The sequence below is a fragment of the Janthinobacterium sp. SUN128 genome (genome assembly GCF_030587275.1).
GTDB lineage: Bacteria > Pseudomonadota > Gammaproteobacteria > Burkholderiales > Burkholderiaceae_D > Janthinobacterium > Janthinobacterium lividum.
In genome coordinates, this window is the sequence record NZ_JAPWHY010000004.1 from 63,648 (window position 1) to 78,000 (window position 14,353).

General features: G+C 61.1%; 13 protein-coding genes. 8 read left to right on the forward strand and 5 right to left on the reverse strand.

Features of this window, described 5'->3' with window-relative positions:
- Positions 1-128: 128 nt before the first annotated feature.
- A complete protein-coding gene (locus tag O3297_RS24390; RefSeq protein ID WP_305050537.1) occupies positions 129-557 on the forward strand; it encodes an EamA family transporter in 429 nt (142 codons plus the stop codon).
- A gap of 73 nt (positions 558-630) precedes the next feature.
- Positions 631-996 (forward strand): hypothetical protein, encoded by a 366-nt coding sequence (locus tag O3297_RS24395; protein ID WP_046683244.1) that lies wholly within the window; start codon positions 631-633, stop codon positions 994-996.
- 112 nt (positions 997-1,108) lie between these two features.
- Here O3297_RS24395 and O3297_RS24400 read toward each other — a convergent pair whose 3' ends face one another.
- A complete protein-coding gene (locus tag O3297_RS24400) occupies positions 1,109-1,537 on the reverse strand; it encodes a hypothetical protein (protein ID WP_305050540.1) in 429 nt (142 codons plus the stop codon).
- A gap of 196 nt (positions 1,538-1,733) precedes the next feature.
- Here O3297_RS24400 and O3297_RS24405 point away from each other — a divergent pair, with 196 nt between their 5' ends.
- Positions 1,734-2,552 carry a helix-turn-helix domain-containing protein gene (locus O3297_RS24405; protein WP_370385447.1) on the forward strand — a complete coding sequence of 273 codons (819 nt, stop codon included), beginning with the start codon at positions 1,734-1,736 and terminating at the stop codon, positions 2,550-2,552.
- A 54-nt stretch (positions 2,553-2,606) separates the two neighbouring features.
- Here O3297_RS24405 and folE read toward each other — a convergent pair whose 3' ends face one another.
- Together folE and nudC are read right to left on the reverse strand one after the other, a co-directional pair.
- Positions 2,607-3,173, reverse strand: a complete 567-nt coding sequence (gene folE / locus O3297_RS24410; RefSeq protein ID WP_034781250.1) for a GTP cyclohydrolase I FolE — start codon at positions 3,171-3,173, stop codon at positions 2,607-2,609.
- 74 nt (positions 3,174-3,247) lie between these two features.
- The gene (gene nudC, locus O3297_RS24415; RefSeq protein ID WP_305050645.1) at positions 3,248-4,087 is read right to left on the reverse strand and encodes an NAD(+) diphosphatase; all 840 of its coding nucleotides are present in this window, start codon (positions 4,085-4,087) and stop codon (positions 3,248-3,250) included.
- 293 nt (positions 4,088-4,380) lie between these two features.
- Here nudC and O3297_RS24420 point away from each other — a divergent pair, with 293 nt between their 5' ends.
- The 5 genes from O3297_RS24420 (at position 4,381) to O3297_RS24440 (ending at position 12,894) form a co-directional block, all read left to right on the forward strand.
- A complete protein-coding gene (locus O3297_RS24420) occupies positions 4,381-6,726 on the forward strand; it encodes a catecholate siderophore receptor Fiu (RefSeq protein WP_070280121.1) in 2,346 nt (781 codons plus the stop codon).
- Between the two features lie 385 nt (positions 6,727-7,111).
- Positions 7,112-8,425, forward strand: a complete 1,314-nt coding sequence (locus tag O3297_RS24425; RefSeq protein WP_034781235.1) for a dicarboxylate/amino acid:cation symporter — start codon at positions 7,112-7,114, stop codon at positions 8,423-8,425.
- 108 nt (positions 8,426-8,533) lie between these two features.
- A complete protein-coding gene (locus tag O3297_RS24430; protein ID WP_034781233.1) occupies positions 8,534-9,526 on the forward strand; it encodes a porin in 993 nt (330 codons plus the stop codon).
- 121 nt (positions 9,527-9,647) lie between these two features.
- Positions 9,648-11,558 (forward strand): ATP-binding protein, encoded by a 1,911-nt coding sequence (locus O3297_RS24435; protein ID WP_305050543.1) that lies wholly within the window; start codon positions 9,648-9,650, stop codon positions 11,556-11,558.
- Positions 11,551-12,894 (forward strand): sigma-54 dependent transcriptional regulator, encoded by a 1,344-nt coding sequence (locus O3297_RS24440; RefSeq protein WP_034781227.1) that lies wholly within the window; start codon positions 11,551-11,553, stop codon positions 12,892-12,894. Before O3297_RS24435 ends, O3297_RS24440 begins: the two co-directional genes overlap by 8 nt.
- On the opposite strand, the gene O3297_RS24445 is transcribed toward O3297_RS24440, so the two are convergent.
- Entirely contained in the window at positions 12,895-13,632 is a 738-nt protein-coding gene (locus tag O3297_RS24445; protein WP_305050544.1) for a metallophosphoesterase, read from the reverse strand.
- Positions 13,629-14,204 carry a GNAT family N-acetyltransferase gene (locus tag O3297_RS24450; protein WP_370385445.1) on the reverse strand — a complete coding sequence of 192 codons (576 nt, stop codon included), beginning with the start codon at positions 14,202-14,204 and terminating at the stop codon, positions 13,629-13,631. Before O3297_RS24450 ends, O3297_RS24445 begins: the two co-directional genes overlap by 4 nt.
- Between the last annotated feature and the right edge of the window lie 149 nt (positions 14,205-14,353).

Sequence of the window (14,353 nt, forward strand, 5' to 3'; positions counted from 1 at the left end):
AATTTTGCCCAGTGTTGTTAATGCGTTGCGACAATTGATGAGAATTGATGCTGCACCGCAATAGGTTTTTTCCCGATCAGCGTGCTACGCTACAGTCGATCTGACGTCGCCACCGCGCAAGGAGCCCCATGTCGACCACTTTCACCTGGCAAGGCTTTGCCATCCTGTCGGCCGTGTTCGCGGCCCTGACGGCCATCCTGGGCAAGCTGGGCGTAGCCCACCTGAACAGCAATCTGGCCACCTTGATACGTACGGGCGTGATCCTGCTGGTGACGGCAGCCATCATCTCGCTGCGCGCGGAATGGCAGCGCCCGTCCGGCGGCAATTGGGTGGGCTGGACTTGCCTGATCGCTTCGGGCGTGGCCACGGGGCTGTCGTGGCTCTGCTATTTCCGTGCGCTGCAGCTGGGGCCCGTCTCGCTGGTGGCGCCCGTCGACAAACTCAGCGTGGCGCTGGTGATGCTGGCCGGCTGGCTCGTGCTGGGCGAACCGTTCACCGTGAAAGCGGCCATCGGCGGCGGCTTGATCGTGCTCGGCTCGCTGATTTTGCTGTTGTAATGCATTCCCCGGCACGCGGCGGCGCGCCTGTGTCAGAATGCACGCCGCATAGATCGAATCACGAAAGCACAGCATGACCAAGAATGAAGCCATGAAACGCATCAACGACCGCCTGGGCAAACCCACCCTGACGGACAAGAACACGCATTTTGCCAGCGTCGCCAGCTATGGCACGGACGAAGGCTGGTGGCTGAAGATCCCCTTCCTGACGTTCAAGCAGGAATTGCACTTCATCCTCAACAATGAAAAAACGAAAAGCTTCCAGCACCTGAAAATCGGTGCCAACCAGATCCTCAGCCCCGGTATGAAGTTCCGCAGCACGGGCGGGGCGGCCGACGCCTTCATGTCGGCCTCGGCGCCGAAACGCCTGGTCGACTTGCTCGACGGCGGCAGCAAGTACAACTTCACCAAGCATTTCATCAACGACTATCGCTACTAGTCCCACCTGACCCAACCTGCTGCGCGTCGGTATAGGCAGCCTGCGATGCTCACCGTACTAGAGTACGGTTGCGCTTCTCGGCTACCTCTTCCTTCCGCTCGCGACGGTTGGGTCAGGCGTCTTGAGGCCTTGTCGGATCATTGTGGGGTGGCAGCCACGCCCTGAGCAAATGCTGGGCGATGTCGAGCGCGTCGTCGCGGCTGGTGCCGAAATGCAGGGGATAGCCCCAGAACTTGCCGAACATCACGGCAAAGGCCTTGCCGGCCAGGCGCTTGGCGGCGCTCGGTTCGACCAGCACCATGCCCTGGATATACGCGCGGATGGCGGCCTTGTTCTGCTTCATCCACAGCGATGCGCGCTTGCGCTCCGCCTGCGGGTGTTCATGCCCGTCCTCGTCAAAGCCTTCCTCGCTGAGAATGACAAACGCCTGCCGGCGCGCCAGCAGCGCGTCGAACTGGGCAAACAGCACATCGGCCTGGGCAGCTGCCGTGCCGTCGCGGCGCATCCAGACGAGGGGGAATGTGGAAAAATCGAGTTGCATGGGATGACTCCTTCAATGGGGGTTGCCGTTCCTCCTCACCTTCATCAGAACACGGGCGGCGGCGGTTGCCGTTGAAGCGGGGCTGCGGATGCCCATACGATAGCGTTGGCAGTGCTGCGCGTCATTGCATAAAATAGCCACAATATTATTCAATCCAGCCAAAGTCTTTCCCATGCCCCATCCCCTCTTGCCCAGCATGCTGACGGCCCACCTGGGCCTGGACGACGACGCCTCCATCCTCGATTTCGACGTCGATGGCGTGCTGCGCCCCTTGCTGGCCGTGGGCCTGGCCAGCGTGCCCGAGGATGCGGAGCAGGCGCCGCATCAGCACCGCAAGGGGCAGTTGCTGTATGCCACGCGGGGCGTGATTCATTGCGAGGTGGAAAGCGGCGTGTGGATCGTGCCACCGCAGTGCGCCGTGTGGATACCAGGTGGCCTGATGCATGCTGCGCAGGGCGTGGGCGAGGCGGAATGTTATTGCCTGTTTATCGAGCCGGCCATGGCGCCAGCCTTGCCCGCCGTCTGCTGTACCGTGGCCGTTTCGCCCTTGCTGCGCGAACTGATTGCCAAGGCGGCCGGTTTTCCCACCCTGACCGTGCTGCAGGGCGCGCAGGAACGCCTCGTGCTCACTTTGCTCGACGAGCTGGCGGCCGCGCCCGTGGAAGACTTGCATCTGCCGATGCCGCGCGATGCGCGTTTGCGCTGCCTGGCTTCCCTGCTGCTGGCGCAGCCTGCCGATAAAAGTACCCTGGCCGAATGGGCCAGCCGCATCGGCATGAGCGAGCGCAGCATGACCCGGCAGTCACTGGAGGAAATGGGCATGAGCGTAGGCCGCTGGCGCCGGCAATTGCACGTCATCCTTGCCTTGCAACGGCTGGCGCAAGGGCGCAGCGTGAAAGCGGTGGCGCTGGAACTCGGTTATGAAAATACCAGCGGTTTCGTCACCATGTTCCGCAAGGCCGTGGGCAAGCCGCCGGCGCGCTACCTGGCGGAACGGGAATCGAAGAGAATATAGAACGCATAAAAAAAGGCGGTATATGCCGCCTTCATCTTGCATCGTCGCTGAAAATCAGACTTCGCGCGCCAGCGCCAGAAATTCCGTGCGCAGCGCCAGGTTCGGCTGCATCTCGCCCAGCATGGCCGAAGTGATGGTTTCTTCGCCCGGCGTGCGGATGCCGCGGCTTTCCATGCACAGGTGGCGGCAACGTACGACCACGCCCACCGATTTCGGTTCCAGCACTTCCATCAAGGCATTGGCGATCTGCATCGTCATGCGTTCCTGCACTTGCAGGCGCTTGGAGAAGCAATCGACGAGGCGCGTCAGTTTCGACAGGCCAACGATCTTGCCGTTGGGCACGTAGCCGATGGTGGCCTTGCCAAAGAATGGCGCCAGATGGTGTTCGCAATGGCTGTAGACGGGGATGCCGCGCACGACGATCAGCTCGTTGTACTGTTCCGCGCCATCTTCGAAGGCTTTCAGCAAATCCACCGGATCCTGGCCATAGCCGGACGTCCAGTGTTTCCAGGCTTTTGCCACGCGCGCCGGCGTTTCCAGCAAGCCAGGACGCTGCGGATCTTCGCCAAGGCTGCTGATCAACCGGCGCCAGTCATTTTCGGAGAATTCTTCTTGAGACATGCTAAACCACCCTAAAATTTTCAATTGCCGCCAGTATATAGAAAATGCGGCAAGCTGCCCGAGCAGTCCCCGCTTTACGACACTGCCGGCGGACGGTGGGCGCCGACCAGCAGCGCGGAAATCGACACGCTTGAACTCGCTTCCGGCCACGCATCGCCGGGGCCGAACCAGCGCGCTTCTGCGATTTCATTCTCGTCGAGGCGAATCTCGCCATCGAGGTAATCGGCCGTAAACGCGATCATCAGCGAATGAGGAAACGGCCAGGATTGGCTCATGAAGTACTGCAAGTTATGCACGCGCAAGCCCACCTCTTCCATCACTTCGCGGTGCACGGCTTCCTCGATCGATTCGCCCGCTTCCAGGAAGCCGGCCAGCGGACTGAAACGCTGCGATGGCGAATGCTTGTGCATGGCCAGCAGCACCTGGTCGCCCTTGCGGATGAGTACCATCATGGCTGGCGAAATACGCGGATACGCGAGCATGCCGCAGGCGGCGCATGTGAAGCAGCGCTCGCCAGGCGTGCGTTGCATGGGCGTGGCGCACACGCCGCAATGGCGGTGCGTGCGCGCCCACTCGGCCAGTTGCGCGGCGCGGCTGGCCAGGCCCAGGAAAGCGTCGTCGACGGCATTAAACAGTGAGCGCATGCCGTGCCAGGCCAGAGTGCTATCGGCGGGCAACAGCTCCTCATCCGTCCAGACAGTCTGGCAATAACGGCCCTGCCACAGGCCCACGGGCTGGGCGCGGCTCAGGTCGATATCGAGCGCGGCCGCCTCGGCGGCATTGGGCAAGGACAGCTCGGACGTGCGCAACAATAAACGTCCGCGGTGAAAGACGAATGTGAGCGTGTCGGCTGCCGCCGGGGCCGGTTCGGGAGGATCGATCAGAGGGACAAAGGCATCGGGAGTTTGCAGCATGCTTGGCGGAAATTTGTAAAGGTTGCTCATCATACTCCCGCCGGCGGACGCCTGCGCGCATAGCAGCGGCCAGGCCGCAAAGCAAGCATTCATGAGCCATGACAGTGTTTTTTTTGCGGCACACCCAATCCGTTGCGTAAACGATACTGATAACGATTCTCATTTACGAAATAACGCCCAGTTATTACAATACGGCCTATTCCGTCTCCATCGCCAGCCACTTGCCCGCGTGCCCAAGCACAGCGGCGCAGAGCCAGCCAGGAACCACTACCTGACCTTATCGAGAGAGCAAGATGGCAATCAAGAGCCGCAAACACGCCCCAACCCGTTTCAACCAGCACATCGGCGCCGCCCTGGCCGTGATGCTGCTGCCCGTCGCCGCCCAGGCGGCAGACCCGGCCGGCCAAAGCGCCCCGGCATCGCAGCAAACCCTGAACGAAGTCAAGGTCATTGGTTCCAAGGAAAACGACTTCAAGGCCGAAAAAGCCTCGTCGCCAAAATACACGGAAGAGCTGGTCAATACGCCGCAAACCATCGTCGTGATCAAGAAGGAATTGATCGAGCAGCAAGGCGCGCTGACCCTGACGGACGCGCTGCGCAACACGCCGGGCGTCGGCACTTTCTTCCTCGGTGAAAACGGCAACACCAACACGGGCGACGCCGTCTACATGCGTGGCTTTGATTCATCCGGCAGCATCTATGTCGATGGCGTGCGCGACGTGGGCTCCATCTCGCGCGACGTCTTCAACATCGAGCAGATCGATGTACTGAAGGGCCCGGCGGGCACGGACAGCGGCCGCGGTTCGCCGACCGGCTCGATCAATCTGGTCAGCAAGACGGCCACCATGGAAAACAAATTCAATTCCCTGCTGACGGCGGGCAGCGGCAAGCAGAAACGCGCCACGGCCGACTGGAACCGCATCCTCGACAGCGATACCGGCACGGCATTGCGCCTGAACCTGATGACGCAGGACAGCGGCAACGCGGCGCGCGATGAAGTCAAGAACAAGCGCTGGGCCTTCGCGCCCACCGTCACCTTCGGTATCGGCAAGCCGACGCGCATCACGGCCAGCTACCTGCACGTGGATCAAAACAACGTGCCCGACGGTGGCGTGCCGACCATCGGCTTGCCTGGCTACTCGACGCCGGACGTCCCCACGAAGGACAAACCGATCATCCGCACCTACCTGAACAGCGCGGCCAAGGTCGATCCGAAGAATTTCTACGGTTCCACCTCGGACTACGACAAGATCAAGGCCGACATGGGCACCTTGCGCATCGACCATGATTTCTCGCCGAACGTGCAAATCCAGAACACCACGCGCTACGGCAAGACCCAGCAGGACTACCTGCTGACGGCCTTCATGGCCAACACCGCCAACCTGAATACGGACAAAGCTGGCGCAGTGAAAGACAATCCGTCGACCTGGACCCTGGCGCGCTCGCTGCGCACCGTCAAGGACCAGGAAAACACGATCCTGACCAACCAGACCGTGGTCAGTGCGCAATTCGACACGGGCGTGCTGAAGCACTCCCTGGTAGCCGGCGCCGAGTTCACCAGCGAAAAACAGACCAACTACAGCTATGTGCCCGCCAGCCTGGGTACCTTGCCGGCAGCGAACCTGTACAACCCGAATCCGCGTGACACCGTCACCGGCCATAACCCCGTACGCAGCGGCGCCTTCACGGAAGGCGAAGTCAACACGCAAAGCCTGTATGTCTTCGACACCATCAAATTCGGCGACAAGTGGCTGTTCAACGGCGGCGTGCGCTTCGACCATTTCAATACCACGTATGACGCCATCACCCTGCAAACGGCCGTGACTGCGCCCGCGGTACAGCCATTGCCAGTGGGCACGCCGATTCCTACCCACCTGACCCTGAGCGACACCCTGGCCAACGGCAAGATCTCGGCCATGTATAAGCCGACGCCGGACAGCAGCGTGTACGCCTTGCTGGCCACGTCGAAAGCGCCACCTGGCGTCAACTTCGCCCTGAGCGCCGCCGCCAGCAGCGCGCAAAACCCGAACTATGACCCACAGGAAACCATCACCAAGGAAATCGGCACCAAGTGGGACTTCCTGAAGCAAAAACTGTCGCTGTCGGCCGCCGTCTACCAGACCACCGTCAAGAATGAAGTGGAGCAGGATCCGGTGATCTCGACCATTTATTACCAGACCGGCAAGAAGCGCGTGCAAGGCCTGGAACTGGGCGTGGTGGGCGAGATCATGCCGAACTGGCTGGTCAGCGCCGGCTATACCCGCATGAATACCAAGGTCGAGTCGAACAAGGTCTTCACGGCCAGCGGCGACAAAAACCTCACCTACACGCCAAAACAGGCGTTCACCAGCTGGACTTCATACACCCTGCCGTTCGGCCTGAAGATCGGCGGCGGCGCGCGTTACGTGGGTGAAATGCTGCGCGGCACCGATGGCGCCGTCGGCACGCCGGCCCGCGTGGATGCCTACTGGGTCTTCGATGCCATGGCAACCTATACCGTCAACAAGAACCTCGACTTGCAGCTGAACGCCTACAACCTGGCCGACAAGACCTATGTGGCGGCCATCAACAAATCCGGCTTCCGCTACACCCCGGGCCAGCCCCGTTCGTTCAGCCTGACGGCAAATATCAAGTTCTAAAATCAATAGAACAGAAACTCCACCACATCAAGCCCCTCTTCGGAGGGGCTTTTTTATTGTCCTGATAATCTTGCCTTTTTTGGCGTACCGCCACCCTGCCGCGACTAGCGTATGAAAAGTCATACAGCGATGCGCCTGCGCGTCCAATATTTCGCGCAAGCGTGCGAAGTTGCGACATCCTAGCAACAAAAAAACGACCTTAAATCAACAACTTAAGAAGTTAGGTTCCAAATTCCCATTTCAGGCATATCCTTTGCTATGTACAGGTTTTGCTGCAAATAATCGCTGGCACGCAAGGGCTTGTTTTTGAGAAATATTGACTCCAAGCTTGAGTTGCTCGCTATCAATAATCCGCTCACAGCGGCGTTTCACCGGAGGAGTCAAAATGAAAAAGAAACGGCCATTAACCCTGTACATCCTGATTGCCATGATCCTCGGCATTGCCGTGGGCTATGGATGCAACACCGCCTTCCCTGATGCCAAGCTCAGCGCTCAGATCGCTGGCAATATTTCCATCGTCACCGACGTCTTCCTGCGCCTGATCAAGATGATCATTGCGCTGCTGGTGTTCTCCACCCTGACGGTCGGTATCGCCCACATGGGCGACGGCAAGACGGCGGGCCGTATCGGCCTGAAAGCCATGTGCTGGTTCGTCGTTGCCTCGCTGGTGTCGCTGGCGCTGGGCATGGTGCTGTCGAACCTGATGCAGCTGGGAACCAACCTCGGTTTGCCATTGCCGGACATCCACGCGTCGACGAATCTGAAAACGGCCGCCTTCACCTTGAAAGATTTCTTCACGCACCTGGTGCCGAAGTCGCCGATCGAGGCCATGGCCAACAATGAAATCCTGCAAGTGCTGGTGTTCTCGATCTTCTTCGGCGGCGCACTGGCCGGCCTGGGCGAATCGGGCAAGACCCTGACGGCCGTCGTCGACCAGCTGGCACAAGTCATGCTGCGCATCACCGGCACCATCATGAACCTGGCCCCGCTGGCCGTGTTCGCTGCCATGGCCTCCGTCATCACCACCCACGGCCTGGGCGTGCTGGTCACGTTTGCCAAGTTCATGGGCGGCTTCTACGTAGGCCTGCTGTGCCTCTGGGCCCTGCTGATCGGCGCCGGCTTCGTCGTCATCGGTCCGCGCATCTTCAAGCTCGTCGGCCTGATCCGCGAACCGTTCTTGCTGGCATTCTCGACGGCCAGCTCGGAAGCGGCGTATCCGAAACTGCTGACGGCGCTCGACCAGTTCGGCGTGGACCGCAAGATTTCCAGCTTCGTGCTGCCGATGGGCTACTCCTTCAATCTGGACGGTTCGATGATGTACTGCACCTTTGCCGTGCTGTTCATTGCGCAAGCCTATGGTATCGACCTGTCGATCGGCACCCAGATCACCATGCTGCTGCTGCTGATGCTGACCTCGAAAGGCATGGCCGGCGTACCGCGCGCCTCGCTGGTGGTGATTGCCGCTACCCTGAACCAGTTCAATATTCCGGAAGCGGGCCTGCTGTTGCTGATGGGCGTCGACCAATTCCTCGACATGGGCCGTTCGGCAACCAACGCGGTCGGCAATGCCGTCGCCACGGCCGTCGTCGCCAAGTGGGAAGGTGGCCTGGCCACCGAGGAAGAAGCAGCCGCGGCCAACGCGGCCAGCCAGAACACGGAAAGCCATTGGGGCGAAGCGGATCACGCTAGCAAAGCCTGATAGCGCCATGGCCCGCCACAAGCGGGCCATTTATTTGTTGTCCATGTTGAGTAACAAGCAGTCAGGTAGTGCGATCAGTAGTCATCCCAACTTATTAGAGAGATTTTCATGAAAAAAGTCCTGTTTACCCTGCTGGCCCTTGGCGCAGCTTCCGGCGGCGCGCTGGCCCAATCGAGCGTGACCATCTATGGCGTGGCTGACGCCGGCCTGGTGTTCGACAAGGATGCGGCTGGAGACCGCCTGAACCGCGTCGCTTCCGGCGTCGCCTCGGGCTCGCGCATCGGCTTCAAAGGCAAGGAAGACCTGGGCGGCGGCCTGGCCGCAACCTTCGTGCTGGAAAGCGGTTTCAATATCGACACCGGCACCTCGGGCCAGGGCGGCTTGCTGTTCGGCCGCCAGGCATATGTCGGCCTGACCGGCAGCGCCGGCGCCGTCACCCTGGGCCGCCAATATTCGCCGTACTACCTGGCCCTGCGCGACGTGGCCGATCCGTTTGTCATCGGCCTGGCCGGCACGGCATCGAACCTGATGGCGACGAATATCCGCGTTGACAACATGGTGCAATACACCACGCCAACCTATAGCCACCTGTCGGCCGACCTGGCGTATGGCTTTGGCGAAGTGGCTGGCGACAATGCGAAAAACCGCAGCATGGGCGGCGCCGTGCATTACATCGATGGCCCGCTGAACGTGACCCTGACGCACCACCGCAAGGAAAATGCGTTGGCGACCCAGCAAACGCGCAACACCCTGCTGGCCACGCGCTACGACTTTGGCGTATTGCAAGGTAACTTCGGCTACGCCGACAACCGCGCCCTCGACAACAGCAAGAGCAACGACATCCTGGTCGGCTTCAGCGCACCGTTCGGCGCCACCAAGCTGGTCGCGTCATACATCCGCCACAACGACAAGAGCAATGCCAACCGTGACGCCCAGCAATGGGCCATCGGCGCGTTCTACGCCCTGTCCAAGCGCAGCGACCTGTACACCGGTTACGGCCACATCAGCAACAAGAACGGCGCCACCTTCGTCGTCGGCAATGCCACCGACAATGGCACCGGCAACAGCGGCTTCAACCTGGGCATGCGCCATACCTTCTAAGGACGTCGAGCTGTCCGTGACATAGAAGTGTGAGCCGCCGGATGCATATCCGGCGGCTTTTTCTTTTTACGCAATATTTAAATGCGATACTGTGGGTTCTTGCAAGTTGGCAGCTGATTTTATGAATAGCAGTACTACGAAACCCTCCCTTTCCTGGCGCCAGCGCCTGTCGCAACGGTCGGGCCGCGAAACGCTGGCCTGGGGCGTGGTGCTGGCCGCCTGTCTGGCCACCGTCTGGCTCGTGTATTTCTGGACCGAACGCATCGCCATCGGCAAGCTGCAGGCCAGCGGTGCGCAACGCCTGGAAGTGTATGTCAGCAGCCTGGAAAATGCGCTGGAGAAATACGACTTCCTGCCCAAGACGCTGGAGCTGAACCGCGACGTGATTCGCCTGCTGCAGCACCCGGAAGACCCGGTGCTGGTCGATACGGTCAACCACTACCTCGAACAGATGAATGACCAGGCGAAATCCTCGACCATTTTCATCAGCAACCTCGACGGCAACACGCGGGCCGCCAGCAACTGGCAGCAGCACGACAGCTTTATTGGCGACAATATCTCGTTCCGCCCCTACGCCCAGGACGCGTTGCGCGGCACGCCGGGCCGCTTCTATGGCGTGGGCACGACGCGGCTGGAACCCGGTTACTTCTTTGCCCACGGCATCTACCAGAATGGCCACATGCTGGGCCTGGCAACGGTGAAGGTGAATCTGGAAAACCTGGAAAAACGCTGGGTGCAAGGCGCCGACAAGGTCATGCTGGCCGACGAGCATGGCGTGATCTTCCTGAGCTCCATGGCGGACTGGAAGTACAAGACCCTGGCGCCGCTGTCGCCCGCGATCGTCGAGGAACTCAACCGTACACGCCAGTATTATTCGAAGCAGCTCGCAGCGATCCCCTTCGTTTCCGACCGCCAGCTGGGCAATGGCGCGCGCGTGATCAGCGTGCGCGAACAGGAACATGCCGACACGCCACCGAAGATCAGCTCCAGCGTCATGACGCAGATCAAGCTCAAATCCCCGCAAGGCTGGACTTTTATTTATTTGTCCGACCTGGCGCAAGCGAAGGCCAGCGCGCGCGCTGCGGCCGCCTTCTCTTGCGTGCTGCTGGGCTTTTTCATGCTGCTGTTCTTTTACCTGCGCCAGCGCCGCGCGGCCGTGGCGCAAAAACTGCGCGCCCGCGAAGATCTGCAGCATGCCTATGACAACCTGGAAGCCATGGTCGAGGAACGCACCTCGGAACTCAATGCCATGACGCAAAGTCTGAGCCAGGAAATCGAGGTGCGCAGCAAGGCCGAGCAAAAACTCCACATCACGCAAAACGAACTGTTTCAAGCAGGTAAGATGGCGGTGCTGGGACAAATGTCGGCCAGCATCACCCATGAACTCAACCAGCCACTGACGGCGCTGCGCACCATGTCCGACAATGCCGTCATCCTGCTGGAACGGGGACGGCTCGACGACGCGCGACGCAATCTGGCGAAGATTTCGCAAATTGCGGCCAGGATGGGAACCATTACGGGCCAATTGAAGATTTTTGCGCGCAAGTCGACCACCAGCCTGACCTCCGTCTCGATCCCTACGGCGATCAGCAACGCCCTGTTCCTCGTCGAACGCCGGCTGCAGGTGGAAAATGTGCGTTTTACACTGCAACTGCCGCCCGAAGACATCTTCGCCATGTGCGAAAGCAACCGCCTGGAGCAGGTGCTGGTGAACCTGTATGCCAATGCGCTCGACGCCATGAATGGCAGCGACGTGCGCAGCCTGCGCGTGGCCGTGGAATGCACGCCCGAGCACGTGCTGATCCACGTGGCCGACACGGGGCCCGGCTTGTCCACGGAAGTGTGCGAACACCTGTTCGAACCGTTCTTCACGACCAAGCCGCAAGGCCTGGGACTGGGCCTGGGACTGGCCATTTCCGAACAGATCACGCGCCAGTTCGGCGGCGTGCTGCGCGCCGAGAACGCCCCCGGCGGCGGCGCCATCTTCACCATCGAACTACAGATTGCAACGCAGGAGGAAAAACATGTTTGACGGCTTGAAGGTCTTGCTGGTCGAGGACGACCCCACCGTACGCGAGGGCAGCGAGCAGGCACTGCAGCTGGCCGGCCTGGACGTGCTGGCGTTTCACTCGGCCGAGCTGGCCTATAAACTGCTGACGCCGGATTTTCCCGGCATCGTGGTCAGCGACGTGCGCCTGCCCGGCATGAGCGGCCTGGAATTGCTGCAAGCGGTCAAGACACTCGATGCCAACCTGCCCGTGATCCTCGTCACGGGCCACGGCGACATCACGATGGCCGTGCACGCCATGCGCACGGGCGCCTACGATTTCATCGAAAAGCCGTATTCGTCCGAGCAACTGGTCGACGTCATCCTGCGCGCGCTGGAAACGCGGCGCCTGACCCTGGAAGTGCACAGCTTGCGCCGGCAACTGGAAGACGGCGGCGGCATCGAATCGCGGTTACTGGGTAATTCCGTGGCAATGCGCGACATACGGCGCCTGATCCTCGACGTTGCGGACGAACCGGCCGACGTGTTGATCTATGGCGACACGGGCACAGGCAAGGAAATGGTGGCCCGCTGCCTGCACGACTTCAGCCACCGCCGCAAGCACAACTTCGTCGCCGTGAACTGCGGCGCGATTCCGGAAAGCATATTTGAAAGCGAGGTCTTCGGCCACGAACCGGGCGCGTTTACGGGCGCGGCCAAGCGGCAGGTGGGCAAGATCGAGCACGCAGATCAAGGCACTTTTTTCCTCGACGAAATCGAAAGCCTGCCCCTGTCCCTGCAAGTCAAATTGCTGCGTGTACTGCAGGAACGCTATATCGAGCGCCTGGGCTCGAACGTGCCCACTCCCGTCGACGTGCGCGTCATCGCGGCAGCCAAACTGGACCTGGAAGACTTGTCGCAGCAACAGAAATTCCGCAGCGACCTGTACTACCGCCTGAATCTGATCGTGCTGCATCTGCCGCCGCTGCGCGAGCGGCGCGAGGACATTCCCATCCTGTTCGAACACTTCGTGCTGGCCGCCGCCGCCCGCTACAACCGCGCCGCGCCCGTGGTCTCCAGCGCGCAGATGCGCAACCTGATGGCGCATTCCTGGCCCGGCAATGTGCGCGAGTTGCGCAATATCGCCGACCGCTTCGTGCTGGGCATCGCCGGTGGCGCCTCAAGCCTGCTGGCGGCCGGGCTGGCCAGTCCCCTGTCGCTGGCGGAACAGGTCAACGGCTTCGAACGCGCGCTGATCGAACAGGAACTGCGCGCATATTCCGGCAACGTCAGCGAAGTGAGCACAGTGCTCGGCTTGCCGAAACAGACCTTGTATCACAAGATGCAAAAGTACAACCTGGTAGCGGAAGAGTTTCGCTGATCAGCCGACCCGGCCCGTGCGCAAAGGCGTGACCCAGTCGGGCCGCCCGTTCGCCAGCGCCAGCCGGGCCGCCTTTTCCCAGTCATATGCCACGGCATGCAGCTGCGCCGTCCAGGCACCATCGCTTCCCTGTTCGGCGATGGCATAGCGGGCATGCGGCGTGCCGTTTTCCATCACGTGCGGATAACCATGGTCGTCGTCGTAGGCTTGCAAGCCCACGCTGCCCGGATTGACGATCAGCCGCCCATCGGACAGGCGCACCTGGCGCGGCATGTGCGTATGGCCGCACAGGATCAAGGCCGCGTCCGTCATACCGGCCCGTTCGGCCACCTCCTCCGGCGTGGCCGCGCGGCTGCCTTGCGGCGTGACGCTGTCGAGAAAATATACGAGGTCGCTGCTGGGCGTGCCATGCACGAGCAGCACGTCCTGCCGCAGGCGCACGGTGGCGGGCAGTGCCGCGATCCAGTCCAGTTGCCGCGGCAGCAGTTGCGCGCGCGCATAGGCATCCGAGACGCCCATGCGGGCCGAATCGCCCAGCAACTGGCGCTCGTGATTGCCGCGGATGGTGGGCAGATCGAGCGCCATCAGACGCGCCGCCGTGGCGCGCGGCTGCAAATGGCCCGAAACGATATCGCCAAGGTTGACAGTCACGTCCACGCCACGCCGGGCGATGTCGTCCAGCACGGCTTCAAGCGCATCCAGGTTGCCGTGGATATCGGAAATAGCGGCGATTCTCATGTTACCTCCCTGTGCAACCATTCTGCACGCGTCAGACGATACAGGCAATGCGTACGCAATGCATGTCCTGGCGGTAAGGCCGGATGCTCGAAAGTGCCGGCCTCGCGGCGCATGCCCAGACGCGCCATCAGCGCGCTCGAGCGCACGTTGGGCAGCGCCGTAAACGCGACGATTTCCGGCAGTTGCAAGCGCTCGTAACCTGCGTGCAAGGCGGCCTGCGCCGCTTCCTGCGCGTAACCTTGTCCCCAGTAATCGAACGCCAGGCGCCAGCCAATTTCCACGCACGGCGAACATGGCAGTTGCGCAGCGGGAATATGCAAGCCCGTCATGCCGATGAAGGCATCGTTTTCTCGCAAGGTAACTGCCCATAAGCCCCAGCCCCGCTCGTCGATCAAGCCGCTACAGCGCCGCGCCATGGCGTCGCTGGCTTCGCGCGACAGGGCCGTCGGGAAATATGCCATCACGCGGGGATCGGCATTCAGGGCCGCGAACGGCGCCAGGTCGCTGTCGCGCCATTGCCGCAGCACCAGTCGCGACGTCACCAGTTCCATGATCTCCTGCATCGTTTCCATCCCTTCCTTACCAGTCGTTACAGTGAATTTACCGGCGGTAGGACAAGTCCGACGGCCACTTGCGACGTGCGGCTACGTAATTTAAAAGTAACAATTGCTACCATTTCCTCATTGCACTGTTGCCCAAAGCGTCGCGACAGTTTTCACTT

What these genes read in the sequence shown, in the direction of transcription:
- O3297_RS24390 (WP_305050537.1), top strand. Translation starts at nt 129, where the DNA reads ATGTCGACCACTTTCACCTGGCAAGGCTTTGCCATCCTGTCGGCCGTG.
- O3297_RS24395 (WP_046683244.1), top strand. Translation starts at nt 631, where the DNA reads ATGACCAAGAATGAAGCCATGAAACGCATCAACGACCGCCTGGGCAAA.
- O3297_RS24400 (WP_305050540.1), bottom strand. Translation starts at nt 1,537, where the DNA reads ATGCAACTCGATTTTTCCACATTCCCCCTCGTCTGGATGCGCCGCGAC.
- O3297_RS24405 (WP_370385447.1), top strand. Translation starts at nt 1,734, where the DNA reads ATGCTGACGGCCCACCTGGGCCTGGACGACGACGCCTCCATCCTCGAT.
- folE (WP_034781250.1), bottom strand. Translation starts at nt 3,173, where the DNA reads ATGTCTCAAGAAGAATTCTCCGAAAATGACTGGCGCCGGTTGATCAGC.
- nudC (WP_305050645.1), bottom strand. Translation starts at nt 4,087, where the DNA reads ATGCTGCAAACTCCCGATGCCTTTGTCCCTCTGATCGATCCTCCCGAA.
- O3297_RS24420 (WP_070280121.1), top strand. Translation starts at nt 4,381, where the DNA reads ATGGCAATCAAGAGCCGCAAACACGCCCCAACCCGTTTCAACCAGCAC.
- O3297_RS24425 (WP_034781235.1), top strand. Translation starts at nt 7,112, where the DNA reads ATGAAAAAGAAACGGCCATTAACCCTGTACATCCTGATTGCCATGATC.
- O3297_RS24430 (WP_034781233.1), top strand. Translation starts at nt 8,534, where the DNA reads ATGAAAAAAGTCCTGTTTACCCTGCTGGCCCTTGGCGCAGCTTCCGGC.
- O3297_RS24435 (WP_305050543.1), top strand. Translation starts at nt 9,648, where the DNA reads ATGAATAGCAGTACTACGAAACCCTCCCTTTCCTGGCGCCAGCGCCTG.
- O3297_RS24440 (WP_034781227.1), top strand. Translation starts at nt 11,551, where the DNA reads ATGTTTGACGGCTTGAAGGTCTTGCTGGTCGAGGACGACCCCACCGTA.
- O3297_RS24445 (WP_305050544.1), bottom strand. Translation starts at nt 13,632, where the DNA reads ATGAGAATCGCCGCTATTTCCGATATCCACGGCAACCTGGATGCGCTT.
- O3297_RS24450 (WP_370385445.1), bottom strand. Translation starts at nt 14,204, where the DNA reads ATGGAAACGATGCAGGAGATCATGGAACTGGTGACGTCGCGACTGGTG.